The sequence below is a fragment of the Mesorhizobium sp. L2C066B000 genome (assembly GCF_000502335.1).
In the GTDB taxonomy this organism is placed as follows: Bacteria; Pseudomonadota; Alphaproteobacteria; order Rhizobiales; family Rhizobiaceae; genus Mesorhizobium.
Window position 1 is genome coordinate 144,910 of record NZ_AYWZ01000001.1, and the last position, 22,764, is coordinate 167,673.

Sequence of the window (22,764 nt, forward strand, 5' to 3'; positions counted from 1 at the left end):
CCGCACAAATCCATTCAGCGAGATTATTCTCGCGTTTGCGTAACGTTCTTCTTAATAAGACAACTCTAATGTTGATGTATTTTCTGTCGCCTAAAAGCCGCAGACTTCATTTTACTGGCAACCGTTAGCTTCTTGGTAGCTCTCATGACTATAAACGTCTTGCGGGTGAATAGCTTTCATGCTGCGTTCGGCGCACTTCAGGAATCAGGAGCTTAGGCATGGCGGAGCGGATTTTGGCGCGCGATTGGTTTTGGGTTTTGGATCTCGCGCGCTTGCAGCAAGTCGTGTCGCTTCGCTCCAGCACTTCTGCCTTGACGATCCTAACTGTTGCCCTTGCAATGAGCGCCGCGCCGGCACGGGCCGATGGCGGCAATGGCAGCGGTGTGAATGCCGGACAAGGCGGCGTCGACGGCACGCCGGCAACGGCGCCGGGTCAGAATGTTCCCAATGGCGCGACCGCCGGTGGCGGTGGTGGTGGCGTTGACCTCACGACGGGCAATGGTGCGCCCGGAGGGTCGGGATCGGGAAGCACGACAGCCAACAACCCAAATGGCATTGCCGGTGCGACCGGTGCTACGGGTCTGGTCATCTCCACAGACGGGACCATTGCCACCAGCATCAGCGGCGGGGCCGGCGCTTTGGGCTCACCTGGCACGAACGGCGTCGTCAGGAGCGGCGGCGGTGGCGGTGGCGGTGTGGGCGTCAGTGCCACGGCCGACGTTACGGTTACTGGCACAGGATCGGTGGTTGGTGGCACTGGTGGCCGAGGTGGGAACACTGGCAACAGCGGCAGCGGTGGTGGCGGCGTCGGCATATTCTCGTCCGCAAATGTCGTTGTTGAGGCGGGCGGCAGCGTTACCGGCGGCACTAGTACGAACACAGCCGGGGCCCAAGCAGGCGGCGGCGGCGGCGCAGCTGCTATCGTCCTGATCGGCGGCGGGACAATCCAGAACAGCGGGAATTTGCTTGGGGGCGCCGGCGGAAGAGCCCTTCTCGGCGGCGGTGGGGACGGTGGCGCCGCTGTTCTGCTGCTTTCAGGTGGAACCGTCATCAACAATCAAGGTGCGACGATCATTGGCGGCATTGGCGGTCTGGCCGGCGCCACCGGAACGGCAGGCGATGGCGGCTCGGGGATCAAGGGCGCCAACATCGCCGTCATAAATGCGGGTACAATCACAGGTGGCGCCGTCGGCGCGGGTGGTGGAACGCCGGTACCCGGCAGAGCCATCCAGTTCACCGGTGGCGTCAATTCGCTGGAGATTCAGGCCGGCGCGAACATCACTGGCAATGTAGTTGCCTTCAGCAATGCCGATACTTTCAAGCTGGGCGGCGATACCAATGCAAGTTTCGATGTGTCCCAAATCGGCGCTGGCGCCAAATACGACGGCTTCGGGCTATATGAAAAGACAGGAAGCAGCACTTGGACACTGATGGGGACAACGAACGTCGTCACGCCATGGACTTTGAGCGGCGGGACCCTGCAAATTTCGAGTGACAACAATCTGGGCGCCGCCTCAGGCGGATTGACCTTCAGCGGCGGCACGCTGCAGACCACCGCCGACATCACCAGTGCCCGGACCATCGCGCTGACGGGGGGAGGAACATTCCTCACCGATCCCAGCACGGCCCTCACGCTCAGCAATGTCATCTCCGGCGCAGGCGCTCTCACGAAAGCCGGTGGCGGCACGATGGTTTTGTCGGGCGCCAACTCCTATACCGGCGGCACTGTCATCAGTAGCGGCACGCTCCAAGTCGGCGACGGCGGCACCTCCGGCAGCATTGTCGGCAATGTCCTCGACGACGGCACGCTGGCATTCAACCGCTCAGATGCATTGATCGTCGATGGCGCAATCTCAGGCAGCGGCGCGGTGGTTCAGCAGGGTTCGGGCAGCACGACACTGACCGGCCTGAACAGCTACAGCGGCGGCACGGTGATCTCCGGCGGCACGTTGACCGGTCAGGCCTCGAGCCTCGGCACCGGCGGAATCCTCAACGACGGAGCGCTCGTCTTCAACCAGCCGACCGACGCCACCTTTGCCGCCTTCATCGACGGCAGCGGCTCCCTCACCAAGCAGGGTCTTGGCAATCTGAGCCTCACCGGCACAAACACCTATAGCGGCGCCACCACTGTCAATGGCGGCAAGCTTGTCGTCGAAGGCTCGCTCGGCAACACCCAGACGACGGTCAACAGCGGCGGCACGCTGGGCGGCTCCGGCTCGATTGCCGGCGCGGTCATCATCGCCGATGGCGGCGTTCTGGCGCCTGGCTCCAGCCCCGGCACGCTCACGGTCGGAGCGCTCAGCCTGAGTTCGGGCTCGACCCTCGACTACGAGCTTGGCCAAGCCGGCGTCGTCGGCGGCGGCGTCAACGATCTCATCGTGGTGACCGGCAATCTGACGCTGGATGGCAGCCTTGACATCACCGACGTCGGCGGCTTTGGCCCGGGCATCTACCGGCTGATCAATTATGGCGGCGCCCTCACCGACAACGGTCTCGAGCTCGGCAATTTACCGGCGGGTGTCACAACCGCCGACCTGACGGTGCAGACTTCTGTCGCCAACCAGGTCAATCTCGTCAGCAGTGTCGGTAACGACCTGTTGTTCTGGGATGGTGACGCGGCCGGGAATGCCAACAACGATCTGGTCGATGGCGGCAACGGCACTTGGACTGCGGCAAGCCCGACGTGGACGACGAGCACCGGCCTGGTTACCGGCGCGATGAAGCCGCAACCCGGTTTCGCCATCTTCCAGACGCTTGGCGGCACCGTCACCACCGACGACAGCGCCGGCGCGCTGGAGGTTACCGGCATGCAGTTCGCTGCCGATGGCTACCGCATCGAGGGCGACTCCATCACGCTCGCCGGCGCCGGTGGCGAGAGCATCATCCGGGTCGGCGACGGCTCCCTGGCCGGAGCGGGCTATATAGCCACCATCGCCTCCGTGCTGACCGGGGCAAGCAGCCTTACCAAGACTGATGCAGGCACGCTGGTGCTCGAAGGCGCCAACACCTACACGGGCGGTACGACCGTCTCGGGCGGCGTGCTTTCGGTTTCGGCCGACAACAATCTCGGCGTTGCTGCCGGCGACCTGACGTTCTCCGGCGGTACGCTGCGCAACACCGCCGTCTTCTCCTCGGCGCGCGATGTCACACTTTTGGCGGCCGGCGGCACCTTCGACACGATGGCTGACCTCACTTTGTCCGGCGCGATCTCGGGGGCCGGCAGTCTTGTCAAGGCCGGCGCCGGCACGCTGACCCTCACCGGATCGAACAGCTACGGCGGCAACACGTTGGTGAGCGCTGGCACGCTGGTTGGCAATGCGGCTTCGATCCGTGGCGACATCGGCAATTCAGGCACTGTTGTGTTCGACCAGGCGGCGGAAGCCAGCTTTGCCGGGGATATCTCTGGCACCGGCGCGATGGTGAAGGACGGCGCCGGCTCACTGACAATATCGGGCACCTCTTTGCTCGACTGGACCGTCGACCAGGGCAGCCTCGTCTCGGCGGCCGAGCGCTTCGGCGGCGATGTCGCGATTGGCGCCGGCGCCTCCTTCACATTCGACCAAGTCGCCTCCGCCAGCTATGCCGGCGTGCTCTCGGGCGCCGGTACGTTCATCAAGGACGGCCAAGGCACGCTGCTGCTTGCGTTGGACAACTCAGGCTTTACCGGCGCCACTACGGTCAGCGGCGGCACGCTTGCCGCGGGCGCTGCGAACGCGTTCAGTTCCTCGTCGCAGTTCTCCGTCGCCTCGGGCGCCACGCTCGATCTTGCCGGCATGTCCCAGACGATTGCGGGGCTGAGCAACGCCGGAACGGTGCGCATCGCGGGTGGCGTCCCAGGCGACACACTTACCGTAAGCGGCGACTATGTCGGCAATAGCGGCGCCGTCGTTCTCAACGCTGCGCTCGGTGGTGACGGTTCGCCGACAGACATGCTGGTGATCGCCGGCAACACGTCAGGGACGGGTACCCTTCAGGTCGTCAATTTCGGCGGGTCGGGCGCCCAAACGGTCGGAGGCATCAAGATCGTCGACGTCGGCGGCGTCTCGAACGGCAGCTTCTCGCTCGACGGCAATTATACCTTCGAAGGCGATGCAGCGGTCGTCGCGGGCGCCTATGCCTACAGGCTTTACCAAGGCGGCGTCAGCACACCGGCCGATGGCGATTGGTATCTGCGCTCGGCCCTGGTCAACGGCGATCCCGATCCGCAGCCGCTCTATTCGCCCGGCGTGCCGCTGTACGAGGCCTATGAAGGGGTGCTGCAGGCCTTCAATGAACTGGGCACCATGCAGCAACGCATTGGCAATCGGTCGTGGGGCGAGGGTGCTACGCCGCAAGGTGCGGACCTGCCAGGCCAGGGCTCGGTCGACGGCAAGGCGATATGGGCGCGCATCGAAGCTGCCCATGCCGAGATCAAGCCGAAGACGTCGACCTCCGGCACGAACTATGACGTGACCACCTGGAAGCTGCAGGCCGGCGTCGATGGCCTGCTGCACGAAAGCGACGCCGGTACCCTGATCGGAGGGATTACGGCCCACTACGGAACCGCGTCGTCGGACGTCTCCTCGATCTTCGGGGCAGGGTCGATCGCTGCCACCGGCTACGGCGTCGGCAGCACGCTCACCTGGTTCGGCAGCGGTGGCTTCTACGTCGACGCGCAGGCCGAGGCGACATGGTATGACAGTGACATCCGGTCGGCCACGCTGGGCACCACGCTTGCGGACGGCAACAACGGTTTCGGCTACGGGCTGAGCGTGGAGACCGGACAGAAGATCGCCCTCAACGGCAACTGGTCGCTGACGCCGCAGGCCCAGCTTGCCTATTCCTCGGTCGACTTCGACGCGTTCACCGACCCGTTTGGCGCCGTCGTGTCGCCCGGCAGCAGCAACAGCCTCGTTGGCCGGCTCGGCCTCTCCGCGGACTATGAAGACCAGTGGGTGGACGATGCGGGGCAAGTAAGCCGTACGCACATCTACGGGCTCGGCAACCTTTACTACGACTTCCTCGACGGAAATGATGTCGATGTGTCCGGCACGAAGCTGGTCAGCGAAAATCAGGCGCTGTGGGGCGGTGTCGGCCTTGGTGGCTCGTTGAGCTGGGCGGACGGCCGCTACGCAGTCTTCGGGGAAGGCACCGTGCGGACAAGTCTCAAGGATTTTGGCGACAGCCATGCCCTGGGCGCCAAGCTCGGGTTCGCTGTGAAATGGTAGCGGCGATCAAGATGGACATGTCGACCTTGGCTTTAGCGTCGTGTCCGGCACGGCTATGGAATCCGGACTAGCGGGCCACCCGGCTCGTCGGCCTCGGACGTTTCCTTACCGGCTGCCGGCATCAAGTACCAGGCTCGCATCCGAAGCACCCTGGCGCTCGATCACAGGGATGCCAGCGCGCTGGACATGCGCTCCAGCCCTTGGCGCAACAGAGCACGCGGGCAGCCGACATTCAGGCGAATGAAGCCTTCGCCGCCAGGCCCATAGACGCGGCCGTCATAGAGATTAACCCCGGCCCGATCGACAAAGAACTTCTGAATTCCACCCACTCGGCCATCGAGCGCGCACGCGTCCAACCACACCAGAAACGATGCGTCGGGCTGCATGGGCGTGATGCCTGGAAGGTGTTCACCGGCGAACTCGCAAACCAGATCGATGTTGCCGGCGATGTAGCGCGTGAGTTGGTCGAGCCACGGCGCGCCGCTGCTGTAAGCAACCTCCAAAGCCAGGCGGCCGAAAAAGTTCGCATTCACCATGAATGACGCCTGCATTGCGGCAAGAAGCGCCTCGCGGCGCTTTTTGCTGGCTACCGAAATGGTTGCCGAAGGAACCCCGGCAAGATTGAAAGTCTTCGTTGGAGCGGTGCAGATGAACGATTTCTCCGCAGCATCTTCGGAGATGGAGGAGAAGACGATGTGGGGGCGATCCGACAACCTTATGTCGCAGTGAATGTCGTCGGATATGACCAGGATGCCATGACGCTCGCAGATGTCGTTGAGCGCCGCCAATTCTTCGCGTGTCCAGGCCATTCCGGCAGGGTTGTGAGGATTGCACAGCAGGAATGCCTTGGCACCGCCGGCCGCCAGTTTCTGGAAATCCTCGAGATCGAGTTCATATCTGTTGTTCTGCAGCCTCAGCCGGTTCGTAAGCAGAACTCGCCCGTTTCCCTGAACCACTTCGAAATAGGGCGAGTACACGGGCGACTGCACAATGACGCCGTCACCGGGCTTGGTAAAGGTTCGCAGTATCGCAGCCACCGACGGCATGATCGCCGGCGCGGGAAGCAAGGTCTCCAGTTTCGGCGACCAGTTGTGCCGGTGCGCGAACCACGATTGCACGATCTCATAGTGGCGCGGATCGCGGCGTGTGTAGCCGTAAATGCCATGCTCCGCGGCCTCGCGCAGTCGCGCAATGACGGTTTCCGGAGCGCGGAAGTCCATATCCGCCGTCCACAGCGACAGCAGGTCCTGGCCCTCGACCTGGGGAGAGAACTCGTCCCACTGGTTGGCCCATTTGACGGATCCGAACTGCTGACGGTCGTGGATCTGGTCGAAATCTATTCCCGCGATATGTCGTTGCCCAAGCGCCGATGCGGGCGTGTCTGCACAAGCCATTTGATAGTCACCTTGCCGCGGGCATTGCTTGTGGCATCATCATCGCCTCCTAGGATTTGTGGCCACGCGCCAATTGGCGCTCCACAGATTGCGAGTAACGCGACATGCCGAAGCAAAAGCTCCAGTAGACCAGTCCCGCAAAGAGGTAGCCGGTTGATGAGATCGTCGGGCCTGCCCAGTTCGGATCGACGCGCGCCGTTTCGACGGCCTTCAGGAAATCCGCGATGCCGACGATGGCGACCAGAGTCGTGTCTTTGAACAGACCGATGAAGGTCGAGACGATGCTCGGTATGACGATCGTCAACGCCTGAGGGAGGACGATCAGGCGCATCATGTCGAAGTAGCCGATCCCGAGCGCCTTGGCCGCTTCGTGTTGGCCCTTCGGGATCGCCTGAAGGCCGGCTCTCACGACCTCGGCCATATAGGCGGACGAGAACAACGCTATCGCGATGAGCGGGCGCAACAGACGATCAGGTGTCAGATAATCCGGGACGAAGAGCGGCATCATGAAGTTCGCCATGAACAACACTGTGATAAACGGCACGCCGCGGACGACTTCGATGAACGTGACGCAAACCGTCTTGACGAAAGGGAGTTCCGACCTGCGCCCAAGCGCCAGGATAACCCCGATCGGTAGCGAGAAGACGATACCCACGATCGACATCAGCAACGTGATCAAGAGACCGCCCCAGAGCGTCGTATCGATGACAGGCAAATGAAGCCAGGCAACGCCGCGCACGAGAATGAACGCGGCCACGGGGTAGACGAGGAAGAACAGCAACGCCGCCACTTTGCGCCGCGGAGCCTTCGTCCACAGGAGCCAAACGATGAGGATGGCGCCGATCGCCTGCGCAACGTCCACGCGCCACCGCTCGGAAACCGGATACGCGCCGTATCGCAGGTAGTCGAACTTCTCGGCGATGAAAGGCCAGCAAGCCCCCTGGCTGTTCGTACGGCAAGCTTCGTGGCCGCCGCTCCAGACCGCATTGAAGATCGCAAAGCTCAGGAAGTGATGCAGCAGCCACGCGGCGAGGAGGACAAAGCATACTGTCAGCGCGCCTGAAGACGGCGTCGAAAACAGGTTCTTTTTCATCCAGCTCACTGGACCCGGTCGAACGTCCGCGGGAGGCGCCATGGCTGGTATGAGCGCGCTGACGTCAACTGGCGAACGCATGGACTGATCGCTCATCCGTCACCTTTCAACGATTGCAAAATGTCGGTTACACGCGTTCATGGCCAATGACGTGGCAAGGGAGATGACGAGATAGACCGACAGGGTAATCGCCATGACCTGGACGGCGGCTCCGGTCTGGTTGAGCACCGTGCCGGCAAAGATCTGAACGAGGTCGGGATAGCCGATGAACACGGCAAGCGACGAGTTTTTGATGAGATTGAGATACTGGCTTGTCAAAGGGGGTATGATGATGCGCAGCGCCTGGGGAACGACGACCAGACGAAGCGTCTTGCCCGGCGCCAGCCCCAGCGCATGCGCAGCCTCGGTCTGGCCCTTTGGCACTGCCTGGATTCCACCTCGCACGATCTCGGCGATGTATGAACCGGTGTAGACCGACAGACCGATCAGGAGAGCGGCAAACTCCGGATAGAGCTGATGCCCGCCTTGAAAATTGAAACCCCGTAGCTGCGGGGCGACGAACGAGACCGGCTCGCCAGCCGCCAGGAACACGACCAGCGGAAATCCTATCAAGGTCGCCAGACTGACCAGAAGCACCGGCAGCTGCCTGCCCGTCCGTCTCTGGACGCTCCTGGCGCGAAACCAGAATGCAACGCAGCAGGAAATGGCCGCAACGAATGCCAGGCCCACCAGCCCCGCTCCCGGATGCAGATGAATCTCCGGAACGATGAGGCCGCGATTGTTGAGGTAGATGCCGCCGGGAATGGCGATGGACGCCTTCGGCGAGGGCAACGGCTTGAGGACGGCGTTGTACCAGAACAGCAGCTGCAGCAATAACGGAACATTGCGCACAAGCTCGACATAGGCGGTCGCCACCTTCGAAACGATCCAGTTCGGCGACAGGCGGGCAACGCCGATGACGAAGCCAAGCAAGGTCGCAAACAGGATTGCGAGGAGACTGACGTAGAGGGTGTTGGCCACTCCCACCCAGAACGCCTGACCGTAGCTGGACAATGCATCGTACGGTATCAGGGTTTGATTGATGTCGAAGCCGGCAGACTCATTCCAAAAGTCGAATGAGAGCGGAATCCCCCGGACCCGCATATTCGATGCAGTCTGCATGCCGATGCCCAGGGCCAAGGCCAGCAGGCAGCCGGCGAGCAAGAGCTGGTAGAAGATGCCCCGCACCTTCGTATCGTGCAGCGACAACCTCCTGCGCGACGGCGCGGGAAGCGACAAATGGGACATGGCCTGTTCCTATCCGGTCCGTGCAAGGCGCTGACGGTAACACGCCAGCGCCTTGCAACCATGCTTTGCTTAAAGCGCGTCGCGTTTGAACGGACTCAGGCGACGCGCTTTAGGGTCTTTGTTTTTATGCACGTCGTGTCTCAAAACCGGGGCCATTTTTGAGCGACATGCGTTAGCGGATCGGCGGAGCGTATTGAACGCCGCCTTGGTTCCAGAGCGCGTTCATGCCGCGCTCCATTTTCAGCGGCGAATCCTTGCCGACATTGCGATCAAACACTTCGCCGTAATTGCCGACCTGCTTGATCACCTCGACCGGCCAGCTATCGCCGAGCCCGATGTCCTTGCCTATGCTGCCGTCCACGCCAAGCAAGCGGCGGATGCTGGGGTTGTCCGACGATTTCATGGCATCGACGTTCTTGGAGGTGACCCCGTATTCCTCCGCGGCCACCATGACGTAGAGCGTCCACTTCGCCACATTGAGCCACTGGTCGTCACCCTGCCGCACGGCCGGGCCAAGCGGCTCCTTGGAGATCAGCTCGGGAAGAACAATGCTGTCGTCCGGCTTGGCCATGCGAAGCCGCGACGCGTTCAAGGTGGAGGTGTCTGCGGACAAGACGTCGCAACGTCCCTCCTCATAAGCCTTCACTACAGCTTCCTCGTCTGCGAAACCAACCGTCGTGTACTTGATCGACTGCGAGCGAAAATAGTCGGCAAGGTTCAACTCGGTCGTGGTGCCCTGGGTGACGCATATCGATGCGCCGTCAAGTCCCTTGGCTGACGTGATATTGTCCGCCTTGCGCACCATGAACCCCTGGCCGTCATAGAAATACGTGCCGGTAAACAGTATGCCTAGCGACGTATCGCGGGACGATGTCCAGGTTGCGTTGTGCGCGAGAATGTCGATCTCTCCCGACTGCAAGGCGGTGAAGCGATCCTTTGGCGTCAATGGGATGAACTTGACCTTTTGCGCATCCCCGAGCACGGCAGCGGCCACGGCGCGACAATAATCGACGACAAATCCGGTCCATTTGCCTTCATTGTCGGGGAGGCTGAAGCCAGCCGTGGCCGAATTTGTGCCACAGGTCAGCACGCCATTTTTCTTGACATTGTCGAGGGTTGCGGACCACGCCGAGGAGGCGGTGCACGCGATAGCGAGGGCAAGTAGGCCCTTGAACGTTGATCTCATTTCGGCATTCCCCTGTTATTGTTGAAGGGAATGTGCTCTCCAGGTGAACTATTCGTCAAATCGATTGTTCTCATGGTCAAAATGAGCGTCTTTCATAATTGCGCGGCACTCGCTCCCAGGTACAAAGGCGTTCGAGTGGTGAAACAGACGATAGCGCGCGCGATCTATTTTACGGCGGATCCCGGTGTTCCGACGGTGCCTTGGTGTCTCTTGGTCCGCGATTCGTTGTAGATTCCCACGATGATTTCCCGGAGCCACCTGGTTCCCGGGTCATTCGCCATCTGGCGGTGAACAATAAGCCAGGCATTCACATTCGCTATCGGAAGGGGTGGCGGGACCAACGTCACCTCACTCCTCTCATCCAGCATTTGCAGGATGGCATCACCGCAATGGGTAATCAGTTCAGTGCCGCGAAGCGCCCAGGGCAGCACCGGATAGTTCGAGATGGTCGCAACGACATTGCGGCGAAGACCCATCTGTTTGAGGGCGGCATCCGCGAGGCCTTCCGCCAGGCCATCTGCGGAAATCTGGAGGTGAGAACTGGCCAGATAGGTTTCCAGCGTCATTGCGCTTCTGGCGATCTTGCTTCCGCTCCACACCGCGCAAAACAATCGGTCCTGGCCAAGCTCCACCTTCAAGAGACCTGGGTCGTCGCGTATCGCTGCTCCCGTCAGCGCGCAGTCAACTTGTCTCAGATAGACCGATGACCCGATTTCGGGTCCGTTTGCGGGAATGACGTTCAGCGTCGCGCCAGGAGCTTGCCTGGAAAATTCTCGAATGAGGCCCGGGATGAAAACCATGGCATGATAATCTGTAAGTCCAACGCGAAAGTTGCGTCGCGTCGTTGCTGGATTGAAGATCTGATGCCGGTCGATCGATGCGCGGATCGTTGCGAGTGCGGCGGAAATATTCGACAGCAGCTCAACTGCCCGGGGAGTTGGCCGCATCTCGCCGCCATCTCTGGTGAACAGTTCATCCTGCAATAGATACCGAAGCTTCGACAGGGAGTGGCTTACAGCGGATTGTGTTCTGCCTAATTCGGTAGCCGCCCGCGTGACGCTCCTTTCCCGCATCATCACGTCAAAGACCCGCAATAGATTGAGGTCGATATCGTTATAATTCATGGAATTACCTCATCTGCGACCTGAGATCGCACCAAGGCGGCACTACCGCGTTGGTTGCGACGGTGACAGATGGGGCACGAAGAGTGAAGACAGAGGTCCGGCTACGCCTTTGAAACTCTGGCGGTTGAACAGGTGACGGCGACCGCCGGATCGCTCCGCGGCATTTCTGCGCCTGGCTTGGCGAGCAAGCCGGCAATCCGCCATGAACCCAGGGCGAGCATGTGAAGTAAAGTCAGCCGCACCCGCTGGGATGGGAAATCGCAGCGGTTTCAATGGCTTGATAGTGGCGGAGAGAGCGGGATTCGAACCCGCGTTACGGTCTCCCGTAAACACACTTTCCAGGCGTGCGCCTTCAACCACTCGGCCACCTCTCCGTCCTTGCATTCGCGCCGGCCGGTTTTGCCACGCGGGTTGGGGAGATGCATCCCTTTGGGATTTGCGGGAAGACCCGCTTGATGGACATCGCCAACCAGCGGATGCCCTTCCCGGCGCCCGTCATTCAAACAGGCGCGGGGCTCATCTAGTCGATCCGGCGCCGAATGCCAAGCCATAACGGCAGTCTATTCGCTTTGCCGGCCACGCATCGTTTCGTGGGGCCGCCAACGCCTCCGCTTCAAAGGTGCTTTCGGCTCTGAATGGTGTGCACGGGCGAGGCGGCAGAGCCGGGCGCGCTTGACTTCGGCCCGGGCCCCCTGTCGAGTGAGGCGGAGGCTTTGCGGGGGCAACGTCCAGACATGACATCGAGCAATGAACAGCCGGCCAGCGGAACGCCGGCCGCAGGCGTGCCAGGCAGCGGGCTGCCGCTGCCTGGGCGTTCGGACCTGTCCTTCATCCCGGTGGGCTGGCTTGTCGTCGTCATGGCATGGTCGGCCTACGGGCTGGTCTCGGCCCGGTGGCTGGTCGGCAGCTCCGGCCTGCCGGATACAGTCTTCTACCTGCTGCTGGGCGGGCTCGCCGCCAACATCATCACCATCCTGTGGGGGCTTTACCTGCTCGGCCTCGCCTTCGGCCGCTCGGAGCACTTTCCGCGCCAATTCATCATCTGGCAGATCGCCATCATCGTCTTTCTGTTGGCGCGGCAAGCCTATACCCTGGCCGTGCCCGATTTCGTCTTCTCCGCCAGGGGCCTGACCATCACCGGCGCCGAAATCGGTATCGGCCTGTTCTGCATTTACCTGCTGCGCCGCCATGCCGGACCCGCAGCCGTCTATACCGAGCGGCAAGCGCAAACACCGCAGGTCTTCGCCTCGGTTGTCGCCGCGCTGGTCGGCATCCTCCTCGGCGCCGTCGTCGGCGCCGTGGCCGGCTTCGCGCTCGGGGCAGGGATCGCCGAAGTCACCGACATCAGCTGTTTCGAAGGCGGCTGCGGTTATTTCGCGGTGTTCATCGGCCTTGTCGGGCTGGTGGTCGGCGCCATCGTCGGCGGTATCCTCGGCGTCTGGCTCGTTCATCGGCGCAAGCGATAGACTTCAAATTCGCGTAAGCCGATTGCGCGCCGGGCGTACGCATTCTATTCCTCGCCTGTGACCGGAAGGTCCTCGGGAGGAGCTTGAGGACCAGGCCGGGGGAAAGATCTGATGTTGCGTTTTTTGTTTCGCCTCGCGGCCATGGTCGCACTCTCGGTCGCCGTCATCATGGCGGTACTCGACGCGACGCGCTCGGTGGCGGCTTCCGCATTGGTCATGACGCCGCTGAATTCGAGCTGGCTGGCGGTTTCGCCCGACACCCGCGCGGCCTTCGAGACCTTCGTGCGCGCCAAGGTCAATCCGATGATATGGGATGGCGGCATCGCCTGGGTGCTTGCCCAGCCGGGGTTTGCCGTGTTCGCGGTGCTTGCCTTCATCCTCTATGCGATCGGCTACCGGCGCCGGCGGCGCGGCGGAGAATTCGCGCCGGGCTGATGGGTTGTCCCGGCGGACTTGCGACGACAATGCGGCAATCGTCCGCGGCAGTCATTGCCCAAGCCTGCTTTTCCAAGGGGAGGCATGCTTTTCCAAAAGGTCAAAATTCCGCGTGAATTTTGTTTCGGGCCGTGCCAGATTGCCCTGAGCGGGAGGGGAGTACACTCCTGGCTGATGCCGCATGTCTGCCGGAGAACCGGGCAGGCGGGCGGCGCGTAACGGAAAAAAATAACCGACAGGGTGTGGATCACATGAAACGTATCGTTCTCGGCCTCCTGGCCGCAACCGCAATGGTTCTTCCGGCTTTCGCCGCGGATGTCCAGCCGGCCATCCTCTACGATCTCGGCGGCAAGTTCGACAAATCCTTCAACGAGGCTGCCTATCACGGCGCCGAAAAGTTCAAGACCGAGACCGGCACCGCCTATGTCGAGTTCGAAGTGTCCAATGCCTCGCAGCGCGAGCAGGCGCTGCGCCGCTTCGCCGAAGACGGCCGCAACCCGATCGTCATGGCCGGCTTTGCCTGGGAGGATGCGCTGAAGGTGGTCGCGAAGGAATATCCCGATCTCAACTTCGCCATCATCGACGATGCCGTCGATATGCCCAATGTCCGCTCGCTTGTCTTCAAGGAAAACGAAGGCTCCTATCTCGTCGGCATCCTGGCGGCGATGGCCTCGAAGTCCAAGAAGGTGTCCTTCATCGGCGGCATGGACATTCCGCTGATCCGCAAGTTCGAATGCGGCTATGTCGGCGGCGCCAAGGCGGCCGGTGCGACCGATGTCATCCAGAACATGACCGGTGACACGCCCGCGGCGTGGAACGATCCGGCCAAGGGCGGCGAGATCGCCAAGACACAGATCGACCAGGGCTCCGACGTGGTCTATGCCGCGGCCGGCGGTACCGGCGTCGGCGTGCTGCAGGCGGCGGCGGATGCCGGCAAGCTCGGCATCGGCGTCGATTCCAACCAGAACGGCCTGCAGCCCGGCAAGGTGCTGACCTCAATGCTGAAGCGCGTCGACGTGGCCGTCTACACCGCCTTCATGGACGGCAAGAACGGCACCTTCAAAGGCGGCCTGCAAAATCTCGGCCTCAAGGAAGGCGGTGTCGACTACGCCATGGACGACAACAACAAGGCGCTGGTCACCGACGAGATGAAGGCTGCCGTCGAAAAGGCCAAGGCCGACATCATCGCCGGCACGATCCAGGTGCACGACTACACCGCCGACAACGCCTGCCCGTATTGATCTGTATCCATTAGAGTTGAAACCGCCGGGCGAGAGTCCGGCGGTTTTGTTTTTGGGTTTGACGGGGGCCGCAACTTGAGAGGCGAGAGTGAAGCCGACCATCGGACCGATGACCGAACGCGATGTTGATGCAGTGGCGCGACTGCGCATCGCCGCCTTTTTCGAGGGCAGCGCAAGAACGTTGAATGAGGACGTCGCCGGGCTTCGCGAGTTGCTCAATGGAGATGGCTTCGAGGCGGCGCTTGTGGCGCGGATAGGGGACGTCCCGGTCGGGACCTGCCTGCTGGTTCGCCACGAACTTGAACCCGCGCATGAGCTGACGCCTTGGCTGGCGGGATTGGTCGTCGATAGCGACCACCGCGGCAAAGGGATCGGCCGCGCGCTGGTTGCAGCCATCGAAGCGCATGCAACCGCGATCGGTGTGGAGAGGACCTACCTCTATACCTGGGTGGCGCGAGACTTCTATGCCGGGCTCGGTTGGGCAGTGGTCGAGTCGTTTGAGCAGGACGGCTACCCGATGCTGCTGATGTCGCGCGAACTCGGCCTATAGCTGTCCGACGAGATAACCCAGCGCAAACACCACCATCAGCGCAATGGCGATAGCGAAGCCGCGTCGGCCACCGAGCGAATGCACGCCGACGCCATAGGGCTTCCGCTCCAGCCTGCCGATCACCGGCTTCGCTTCGCCCTGGCCGACCACACGCATCTGCGGCAGTTCGGCGATGCGTTGCGAAATCAGCCGCCAGCGATCGCTGCCGCCCGATGGCGGACCACGGTCGAAGACATGCATGCGCTCGGCCAGCCGCATCACCGTGTCGCGGAAGGCGGGATCGATCTCCAGGTCGCGCTCGGCACGTTCGCGGTCGCGATCGTTCATCAGGCCAAGCACATAATCGCCCGCCCGCGCAACGCGATCGCTTTCACCGGCCATCGGCTTCTCCTTGCTACCAGTGCGGCGGTTTGGTTATCGGCACGTCGGGTGCCGATTGTTCCTCCAGCGCCATGAAGCGCCCGGTCAGCGCATCCAGCTTGCGCTGCATGCGCTCGATGACCGTCCACTGTTCGGCGATCTGGCCCGACAGTTCCTCGATCGTCTTTTCCTGCTCGGCGGCGCGGATTTCCAGCGTCGTCAGCCGGTCGACAGGCATGATCATTCGAAACTCCCCAGGTCCTGGTGCACGCAGTTGCAGCATGATGCGACTGTCGAGCCTTGCATATTAGTGAATGTGAAGGTCTGCGGCCACGTTCGAAATTGACAAGCGCACCGGGATTTGTCGAGAGTGGCCACTGCGCCGCCAATTGGCACGGGTGGGGCATCATGCTAGGCGTTTTGACCAAGCGATAAAAAAATAAGAGTGGGACAGGCTGCATGGCGCAAGCCGCAATCGAACTGATCGGCATCAACAAGAGTTTTGGCGCCGTTCGCGCCAATCGCGACATCAATCTGGATATCGCACGCGGCACCATCCACGGCATCGTCGGCGAGAACGGCGCCGGCAAGTCGACGCTGATGTCGATCCTCTACGGCTTCTACCAGGCCGACAGCGGCGAGATCCGCGTCGGCGGCAAGCCGGCGTCTATCAAGACTTCCAACGACGCCATCGCGCTCGGCATCGGCATGGTGCACCAGCACTTCATGCTGGTCGACAATTTCACCGTGCTGGAAAACATCATCCTCGGCGCCGAAAGCGATGCGCTGTTGAAAAAGAGCATCGCCAAGGCGCGCTCCGAACTGGAGCGGCTCGAGCGCGAATACGGGCTGGAAGTCGATCCCGACGCCATCATCGAGGAATTGCCGGTCGGCCTGCAGCAGCGTGTCGAAATCCTGAAGGCGCTTTATCGCGGCGCCGAAATCCTGATTCTCGACGAGCCGACGGGCGTGTTGACGCCGGCCGAGGCCGACCATCTGTTTCGCATCCTCAGGCAATTGAAGGACCAGGGGAAAACGGTGGTGCTGATCACCCACAAGCTGCGCGAGATCATGGCCATCACCGACAATGTCTCGGTCATGCGCCAGGGCACGATGGTGGCGACGCGCGAGACCAGCAAGACGACAGTCGGCGAACTGGCCGAACTGATGGTTGGGCGGCGCGTGCTGCTGCGGGTCGAAAAGGGCGAGACGGAGGCTGGCGCGGTCAAGCTCGCGGTCAAGAACCTGACGGTGAAAGACCAGCGCGGCGTCACCATGGTCGACGACATCTCCTTCGATATCCACGCCGGCGAGATCGTCGGCATTGCCGGTGTCGCCGGCAACGGCCAGTCCGAACTGCTCGAGGCGATTTCCGGCATCAGGCGCGCGGTTTCCGGCTCGGTGATGCTCGATGGCAAGCCGATCGACCTGACCGGGGCCGCCGATCCCGGCGAGTTGCGCGACCGTGGGCTCGCCCATGTGCCGGAGGACCGCCATCATGTCGGCCTGGTGCTGGCCTTCGAGGAGAACGAGAATTCGATCCTCGGCTACCATGACGACCCGCGCTACCTCAAAGGGCCGTTCCTCAACATCGACGCCATCATGACCGATGCCAAGGACAAGATAGAGAAGTACGACATCCGTCCCGGCAATCCGCGTCTGAAGACGGCGAATTTCTCCGGCGGCAACCAGCAGAAGATCGTGCTGGCGCGGGAAATGGAGCAGGACCCCGGTGTTCTGATCGTCGGCCAGCCGACGCGCGGCGTCGATGTCGGCGCCATAGAATTCATCCACAAGCGGCTGATTGCCATGCGCGACCAGGGCAAGGCGGTGCTGGTGGTGTCGGTCGAGCTCGACGAGATCCGTTCGCTGTCCGACCGCATCCTGGTGATGTTTGCCGGGCGCATCGTCGGCGAACGTGGCCCCGAGGCGACCGAGGGCGAGCTTGGCCTGCTGATGGCAGGCATCGATCGCCAGGAGGCGGCAGAGTGAGCACGCCTTACGCCAAACTGCCGGCCTGGGCCGATTATGGGCTGATCCCGCTGATCAATCTGTCCGTGGCCTTCATCGTTGCCGGTTTCGTCGTCATGCTGGTCGGCGAAAACCCGCTTCGTGCCGCCGTCATCCTGGTCGAGGGCGCTTTCGGCAAGGGAACCGGCATTGCCTTCACGCTGTTCTATGCCACCACCTTCATCTTCACCGGCCTGTCGGTGGCGGTGGCCGCGCATTGCGGCCTGTTCAACATCGGGACCGAGGGCCAGGCCTATATTGCCGGCCTTGGCGTGGGCGTGGTCTGCCTCGCCTTCGACACTGTGCTGCCGTGGTGGCTGACCTTTCCGCTGGCGATCGTCGCCGGAGCCGCCGTCGGTGCGCTGTGGGCGCTGATCCCGGCCTATCTGCAGGCCAAGCGCGGGTCGCACATCGTCATCACCACCATCATGTTCAACTTCATCGCAGCCTCGATCATGGTCTACCTCCTGGTCGGGCCGTTGAAGCCGGCGGCGTCGCAGGCGCCGCAGACGCGCAACTTCCTCGCCGGCGCCGAACTGCCCAAACTCAACTGGATCATCGAACTGTTCGGCGCCAAGATCCGCTCGGCGCCGTTCAACATCTGCTTCCTGCTGGCGCTGCTCATGGCATTCCTGGTCTGGCTGCTGATCTGGCGCACCAAGCTCGGCTACGAGATGCGCACCTATGGCCACAGCCCGAAAGCGGCGCGCTATGCCGGCATTTCGGAGACCCGCATCATCATCATCGCGATGATGATTTCGGGCGCGCTGGCCGGCATGATGACGCTGAACCCGGTGATGGGCGACCAGCACAATGTGGCGATCGATTTCGTCTCCGGCGCCGGCTTCGTCGGCATCGCCGTGGCGCTGATGGGCCGACTGCATCCGGTCGGCATCGTGCTGGCGGCGATCCTGTTCGGCATGCTCTACCAGGGCGGCGCCGAACTTGCCTTCGAAATGCCGGCGATTTCCCGCGACATGATCGTCATCATCCAAGGCCTGGTCATCCTGTTTGCCGGTGCGCTGGAGCACATGTTCCGGCCCTACGTCCAGGCGCTGTTCGCCTCGTTCAGTCCAAGGTCGGTCGGCATCGAAGCGGTCAAAGGGAAGGGCGCCTGAGATGGACGTCTTCATCGCCATCGTGCAGATCCTGGACTCGACCATACGCCTGTCGGTGCCGCTGCTACTCGCTTGCCTCGCCGGCCTCTATTCGGAACGCGCCGGCGTTTTCGACATCGGGCTGGAAGGCAAGATGCTGGTCGGCGCCTTTGCAGGTGCGGCCGCCGCTTCGGTCTTCCATTCGGCCTTCCTCGGTCTCGGCATGGCGATCGTGATGTCGGTCGCCTTTGCCCTGGTGCACGGCTTCGCCTCGATCACCCATCGCGGCAACCAGATCGTCTCCGGTGTGGCCATCAACTTCGTCGCCGCCGGCTCGACCATCATTCTGGGCCAAGCCTGGTTCCAGCAGGGCGGGCGAACGCCGGCGCTGCAGCCGGGCGAGCGTTTCGAGGCCATCACTCTGCCTGGTGCTGCCGCGATCCACGACGTGCCGATCATAGGGCCGATCTATTCCGAGCTGCTCTCTGGCCATTCGATCCTGGTCTATCTCGCTTTCGCCATGGTGCCGTTCACCTGGTGGGTGTTGTTTCGCACCCGCTTCGGCCTGCGCCTACGCGCCGTCGGCGAGAACCCGGCCGCCGTCGACACCGCCGGCATTTCGGTCGCTTGGCTGCGCTACCGGGCCCTGATCTGCACCGGTGTGCTGACCGGCATTGCCGGCGCCTACCTCTCGATGGTGCAGAATGGCGGCTTCGTGAAGGACATGACCGCGGGCAAGGGGTACATCGCACTGGCGGCGCTGATCTTTGCCAAATGGCGACCGGTGAACGCCATGTTCGCCTGTCTTCTGTTCGGCTTCCTCGACGCGGCGGCGATCCGCCTGCAGGGTTCGCCGCTGCCGTTGATCGGCAAGGTGCCGGTGCAGTTCATGCAGGCGCTGCCCTATGTGCTGACCGTGATCCTGCTTGCCGGCTTCATCGGCAAGGCGATCCCGCCGCGCGCCGGCGGCGTGCCTTATGTCAAGGAACGTTGATCCGGGCGCCCAGGAGCACTGTGTCGAACATGCGGCTGGTGCTCGAAAGGCGCCAGGAAAACGCAAATGGCCGGGTTTTGACCACGATCGTCGGAGAGAACGTCTAGATGTCGCATGATCTGTTCGAAGCCGCGCAGGAGGCCATGGCCAAGGCCTACGCGCCCTATTCGAAGTTTCCGGTGGGTGCGGCGTTGCGCACCGAAGACGGCCGTGTCTTCACCGGCGCCAACATCGAGGTCGCGTCCTATCCGGAAGGCTGGTGCGCCGAGACCACGGCGCTCGGCCATTACATCATGGGCGGCGGCGGCAAGATCGTCGAGATCGCCGTCATTGCCTCGCGCATGGCCAAATGCTCGCCCTGTGGCGGCTGCCGGCAAAGGCTGGCGGAGTTCTGCCGGCCGGACACGAAGCTCTATCTTTGCGACAACACCGGCGTGGTCGAGACCGTGACGATGGGCGACATGCTGCCCTACGGGTTTCGTGGCGACATTTTGAAGTGAGAGTTGGCTGATATGAAGGAAGCTCTGGACCACCTCGTTGAAAGGCTGGACGGGTTGGCGCCGACAACGGCGATGGTGCTGGGGTCGGGCCTTGGCGGGCTTGTCGACCAGGTCGAAAATGCCGTGCGCATCTCTTATGCCGACCTGCCGGGTTTCCCCCGCAGCGGGGTGACTGGCCATGCCGGCGAGGTGGTCGCGGGGCTTTTCGCCGGCACGCCGGTGCTGATGCTGTCCGGCCGCGCCCATTATTACGAGCACGGCGTTGCTGCGGCGATGCGGCCGGCGCTGGAGGTGCTTGCCGGCATCGGCATCACCAAGCTGATCCTTACCAATGCCGCCGGCTCGGTCGATCCCGACATGCTGCCTGGATCGGTGATGCTGATCACCGATCACATCAATTTCTCCGGCTCCAACCCGCTGATCGGCGAGCCTAGCGACCGCCGCTTCGTCGGCCTGACCGAAGCCTATGATGCCGGCCTGCGCGCGGCGATCGAACGGGCGGCGAAGGCGACAGGGACGGCGCTGCACAAGGGCGTCTATATGTGGTTTTCCGGTCCGTGCTTCGAAACCCCTGCTGAAATCCGCATGGCGCGCGTCATGGGCGCCAATGCGGTAGGGATGTCGACCGTGCCGGAGGTCATTCTCGCCCGCTTCCTTGGGCTTCGCGTAGCCGCCTGTTCGGTGATCACCAATCTCGCCGCCGGGATGACCGGGGCGGAACTGTCGCACCAGGAGACCAAGGACATGGCGCCGATCGGCGGCGCACGGTTGGCGACGATCCTTGCGCATGTGTTCCAGGATGGGTTGCCGGAGCTGAAGGGCGACGCCTGATGCTTCCCCAGGAAATCATCCGCCGCAAGCGCGATGGCCAGAAACTGTCGGCGCAGGAGATTTCGGCCTTTGTCGCCGGCGTGACTTCGGGCAGCGTCTCGGACGGTCAGGTCGGCGCCTTTGCCATGGCGGTGTTCTTCAACGGCATGAACCGCGACGAGGCGGTGGCGCTGACGCTCGCCATGCGCGATTCCGGCGATGTGCTCGACTGGTCGGACCTGCCGGGTCCGGTCACCGACAAACATTCGACCGGCGGCGTTGGCGACAATGTCTCGCTGATGCTGGCGCCGATCGTCGCCGCTTGCGGCGCCTATGTGCCGATGATATCCGGCAGGGGCCTTGGCCATACCGGCGGCACGCTGGACAAGATGGATGCCATCCCGGGCTATATCAGCCAGCCGGATATCGCGCGCTTCCGCAAGACGGTGCTCGAGACCGGCTGTGCCATCATCGGCCAGACCGCCGATCTCGCGCCCGCCGACCGTCGCCTCTATGCGATCCGCGATGTGACCGGAACGGTGGAATCGGTGCCGCTGATCACTGCCTCTATCCTGTCGAAGAAACTCGCGGCCGGCCTGCGGTCGCTGGTGCTCGACGTCAAGGTCGGCAATGGCGCCTTCATGGAGAAGTCGCGCGACGCGACAGCACTGGCCAACAGCCTGGTCGAGATCGCCAACGGCGCCGGCCTGAAGGCCTCGGCGCTGGTCACCGGTATGAACGAGCCGCTGGCGTCGGCGGCCGGCAACGCGGTCGAGGTGCGCAACGCCGTCGATTTCCTCACCGGAAGGTTCCGCGACAAGCGACTGGAGGATGTGACGCTGGCGCTGGCCGCCGAGATGCTGCAATCGGCAGGGCTGGCGTCGTCCAATCAGGACGGTCTCAGGCGCGCGGCCGAGACGCTGGCCGGCGGCCGCGCGGCAGCCGCCTTCGCGCGTATGGTCGCAGCCCTTGGCGGTCCCGCCGATTTCGTCGAGAAGCCGGAAAAATACCTGCCGAAAGCGGCGGTGGAGTTTGCGGTCAAGGCGACAGGCAACGGTTTTGCCACCGCTATTGCCACCCGCGATATCGGCCTTGCTGTGGTCGGGCTCGGTGGCGGGCGCACGCGGCCGGACGACAGGATCGACCATGCGGTCGGCATCACCAGGCTGCTGCCGCTCGGCGCCGAGGTGCGGGCCGGCGAGCCGCTGGCGCTGGTCCACGCCCGCACGCAAGTGGAGGCCGAAGCGGCCGCAGCCGCCGTGCTTTCGGCCTATACGATCGGGGCGTCGAAACCAGCCGCCGACAAGACAGTCATCCGGCGCGTGCTGCCGCGCGGGTAGCGGAACGCGCTACTGCACCAGTAACAGTGTGCCGTTTTCGACCTGGTATTTTGCCAGCCGCTGCAAAAAGCTCATGCCAATGAGGTTGGTGCGCAGAGCCTTGTCGTCGAGCACTACCGCCTGGACGTTGTCGACGCTGATCTTGCCGATCTGCAGGCGATCGATGTTGACCACGGCGGCCCTGATCGCGCCATTGGCGGTGTTGACCTGCTGGTTGAAGTCCGACGGGTTGAGCGAGATGCCGATGCGGCGCGCCGTCGAGGTGTTGATGGCGACCAAAGTGGCGCCGGTGTCGATCATGCCGTCGACCTGGCGGCCGTTGAGCTTGAAGGCGGAGGTGAAATGGCCGCGCTCGTCAGCCGCCACCAATACTTTGCGCCCAGTGGGCAGCGGTGCGGCCGGCTTGCCGGGAACCGAGGCCATGTTCAGTTCGGGCTGAGGCTGCGCGGACAGCTTGCCGGCGACGGTCGACTTCAACAGGTTGTCGAGAATCTGCGGATTCGACTGATAGACGATCGGGATCGATGCCGACGTTCCGGCGAACACGCCCAGAATGACAAGCTTGCGCAGCATGAATGGACCTTCGTGAAGGCCCATTCTCGTGCGCACATGGTGTTTGCCGCTTTAACGCCAACCCGAAACCGCGGCTTTGCGTAAACGGGCGGTAAAC

General features: G+C 62.8%; 19 protein-coding genes and 1 tRNA gene. 11 read left to right on the forward strand and 9 right to left on the reverse strand.

The window, feature by feature from the left end:
- Positions 1-311: 311 nt before the first annotated feature.
- Positions 312-5,207: an autotransporter outer membrane beta-barrel domain-containing protein gene (locus tag X733_RS164975; RefSeq protein WP_155924122.1), complete on the forward strand. Its 4,896-nt coding sequence runs from the start codon at positions 312-314 to the stop codon at positions 5,205-5,207.
- 161 nt (positions 5,208-5,368) lie between these two features.
- Here X733_RS164975 and X733_RS164970 read toward each other — a convergent pair whose 3' ends face one another.
- The 6 genes from X733_RS164970 to X733_RS164945 form a co-directional block, all read right to left on the reverse strand.
- Positions 5,369-6,601, reverse strand: a complete 1,233-nt coding sequence (locus tag X733_RS164970; RefSeq protein WP_050588601.1) for a MalY/PatB family protein — start codon at positions 6,599-6,601, stop codon at positions 5,369-5,371.
- A gap of 49 nt (positions 6,602-6,650) precedes the next feature.
- Positions 6,651-7,736, reverse strand: coding sequence for an amino acid ABC transporter permease (locus tag X733_RS164965; protein ID WP_245274394.1), 1,086 nt, complete (start codon positions 7,734-7,736; stop codon positions 6,651-6,653).
- 57 nt (positions 7,737-7,793) lie between these two features.
- The gene (locus tag X733_RS164960) at positions 7,794-8,897 is read right to left on the reverse strand and encodes an amino acid ABC transporter permease (protein WP_348529088.1); all 1,104 of its coding nucleotides are present in this window, start codon (positions 8,895-8,897) and stop codon (positions 7,794-7,796) included.
- Positions 8,898-9,153: 256 nt separating this feature from the next.
- On the reverse strand, positions 9,154-10,167 hold the full coding sequence (locus tag X733_RS164955; RefSeq protein ID WP_023817231.1) for an amino acid ABC transporter substrate-binding protein: 1,014 nt from the start codon (positions 10,165-10,167) through the stop codon (positions 9,154-9,156).
- A 164-nt stretch (positions 10,168-10,331) separates the two neighbouring features.
- Positions 10,332-11,291, reverse strand: a complete 960-nt coding sequence (locus X733_RS164950) for a LysR family transcriptional regulator (RefSeq protein WP_023726526.1) — start codon at positions 11,289-11,291, stop codon at positions 10,332-10,334.
- 284 nt (positions 11,292-11,575) lie between these two features.
- A tRNA-Ser gene (locus X733_RS164945) sits at positions 11,576-11,665 on the reverse strand.
- A gap of 360 nt (positions 11,666-12,025) precedes the next feature.
- On the opposite strand from X733_RS164945, the gene X733_RS0133720 reads away from it, so the two are divergent.
- From X733_RS0133720 to X733_RS164930, 4 genes are all read left to right on the forward strand, one after another.
- Positions 12,026-12,757: a DUF2569 domain-containing protein gene (locus X733_RS0133720; protein ID WP_245271389.1), complete on the forward strand. Its 732-nt coding sequence runs from the start codon at positions 12,026-12,028 to the stop codon at positions 12,755-12,757.
- A gap of 111 nt (positions 12,758-12,868) precedes the next feature.
- Positions 12,869-13,192: a hypothetical protein gene (locus X733_RS164940; RefSeq protein ID WP_023691865.1), complete on the forward strand. Its 324-nt coding sequence runs from the start codon at positions 12,869-12,871 to the stop codon at positions 13,190-13,192.
- Positions 13,193-13,443: 251 nt separating this feature from the next.
- Positions 13,444-14,433: a BMP family ABC transporter substrate-binding protein gene (locus X733_RS164935; protein ID WP_023683177.1), complete on the forward strand. Its 990-nt coding sequence runs from the start codon at positions 13,444-13,446 to the stop codon at positions 14,431-14,433.
- 88 nt (positions 14,434-14,521) lie between these two features.
- A complete protein-coding gene (locus X733_RS164930) occupies positions 14,522-14,983 on the forward strand; it encodes a GNAT family N-acetyltransferase (protein ID WP_023691864.1) in 462 nt (153 codons plus the stop codon).
- Here the strand turns inward: X733_RS164930 and X733_RS164925 are convergent.
- Complete coding sequence (locus X733_RS164925) at positions 14,978-15,364, reverse strand: hypothetical protein (RefSeq protein ID WP_023691863.1); 387 nt, start codon at positions 15,362-15,364, stop codon at positions 14,978-14,980. The genes X733_RS164930 and X733_RS164925 overlap by 6 nt on opposite strands.
- A 13-nt stretch (positions 15,365-15,377) precedes the next feature.
- Positions 15,378-15,584, reverse strand: coding sequence for a SlyX family protein (locus X733_RS164920; protein WP_196813704.1), 207 nt, complete (start codon positions 15,582-15,584; stop codon positions 15,378-15,380).
- Between the two features lie 218 nt (positions 15,585-15,802).
- Between X733_RS164920 and X733_RS164915 the strand changes: the two genes are divergently transcribed.
- The 6 genes from X733_RS164915 (at position 15,803) to deoA (ending at position 22,094) form a co-directional block, all read left to right on the forward strand.
- The gene (locus X733_RS164915) at positions 15,803-17,335 is read left to right on the forward strand and encodes an ABC transporter ATP-binding protein (protein ID WP_023817232.1); all 1,533 of its coding nucleotides are present in this window, start codon (positions 15,803-15,805) and stop codon (positions 17,333-17,335) included.
- Positions 17,332-18,471 carry an ABC transporter permease gene (locus X733_RS164910; RefSeq protein WP_023817233.1) on the forward strand — a complete coding sequence of 380 codons (1,140 nt, stop codon included), beginning with the start codon at positions 17,332-17,334 and terminating at the stop codon, positions 18,469-18,471. The genes X733_RS164915 and X733_RS164910 overlap by 4 nt, the downstream gene beginning before the upstream one ends.
- Before the next feature lies 1 nt (position 18,472).
- Complete coding sequence (locus X733_RS164905; RefSeq protein WP_023683182.1) at positions 18,473-19,444, forward strand: ABC transporter permease; 972 nt, start codon at positions 18,473-18,475, stop codon at positions 19,442-19,444.
- A gap of 107 nt (positions 19,445-19,551) precedes the next feature.
- The gene (gene cdd, locus X733_RS164900) at positions 19,552-19,944 is read left to right on the forward strand and encodes a cytidine deaminase (RefSeq protein ID WP_023683183.1); all 393 of its coding nucleotides are present in this window, start codon (positions 19,552-19,554) and stop codon (positions 19,942-19,944) included.
- 12 nt (positions 19,945-19,956) lie between these two features.
- Positions 19,957-20,775 (forward strand): purine-nucleoside phosphorylase, encoded by an 819-nt coding sequence (locus X733_RS164895; RefSeq protein WP_023691860.1) that lies wholly within the window; start codon positions 19,957-19,959, stop codon positions 20,773-20,775.
- A complete protein-coding gene (gene deoA, locus X733_RS164890; protein WP_023733522.1) occupies positions 20,775-22,094 on the forward strand; it encodes a thymidine phosphorylase in 1,320 nt (439 codons plus the stop codon). The genes X733_RS164895 and deoA overlap by 1 nt, the downstream gene beginning before the upstream one ends.
- A gap of 9 nt (positions 22,095-22,103) precedes the next feature.
- Here the strand turns inward: deoA and X733_RS164885 are convergent, their stop codons facing one another.
- On the reverse strand, positions 22,104-22,667 hold the full coding sequence (locus X733_RS164885; protein WP_023817234.1) for a TIGR02281 family clan AA aspartic protease: 564 nt from the start codon (positions 22,665-22,667) through the stop codon (positions 22,104-22,106).
- Between the last annotated feature and the right edge of the window lie 97 nt (positions 22,668-22,764).

Coding starts and splice junctions, on each gene's coding strand:
- X733_RS164970 (WP_050588601.1), bottom strand. CDS start 6,601: ATGGCTTGTGCAGACACGCCCGCATCGGCGCTTGGGCAACGACATATC.
- X733_RS164965 (WP_245274394.1), bottom strand. CDS start 7,736: ATGGCGCCTCCCGCGGACGTTCGACCGGGTCCAGTGAGCTGGATGAAA.
- X733_RS164955 (WP_023817231.1), bottom strand. CDS start 10,167: ATGAGATCAACGTTCAAGGGCCTACTTGCCCTCGCTATCGCGTGCACC.
- X733_RS164950 (WP_023726526.1), bottom strand. CDS start 11,291: ATGAATTATAACGATATCGACCTCAATCTATTGCGGGTCTTTGACGTG.
- X733_RS0133720 (WP_245271389.1), top strand. CDS start 12,026: ATGACATCGAGCAATGAACAGCCGGCCAGCGGAACGCCGGCCGCAGGC.
- X733_RS164940 (WP_023691865.1), top strand. CDS start 12,869: ATGTTGCGTTTTTTGTTTCGCCTCGCGGCCATGGTCGCACTCTCGGTC.
- X733_RS164935 (WP_023683177.1), top strand. CDS start 13,444: ATGAAACGTATCGTTCTCGGCCTCCTGGCCGCAACCGCAATGGTTCTT.
- X733_RS164925 (WP_023691863.1), bottom strand. CDS start 15,364: ATGGCCGGTGAAAGCGATCGCGTTGCGCGGGCGGGCGATTATGTGCTT.
- X733_RS164915 (WP_023817232.1), top strand. CDS start 15,803: ATGGCGCAAGCCGCAATCGAACTGATCGGCATCAACAAGAGTTTTGGC.
- X733_RS164905 (WP_023683182.1), top strand. CDS start 18,473: ATGGACGTCTTCATCGCCATCGTGCAGATCCTGGACTCGACCATACGC.
- cdd (WP_023683183.1), top strand. CDS start 19,552: ATGTCGCATGATCTGTTCGAAGCCGCGCAGGAGGCCATGGCCAAGGCC.
- X733_RS164895 (WP_023691860.1), top strand. CDS start 19,957: ATGAAGGAAGCTCTGGACCACCTCGTTGAAAGGCTGGACGGGTTGGCG.
- deoA (WP_023733522.1), top strand. CDS start 20,775: ATGCTTCCCCAGGAAATCATCCGCCGCAAGCGCGATGGCCAGAAACTG.
- X733_RS164885 (WP_023817234.1), bottom strand. CDS start 22,667: ATGCTGCGCAAGCTTGTCATTCTGGGCGTGTTCGCCGGAACGTCGGCA.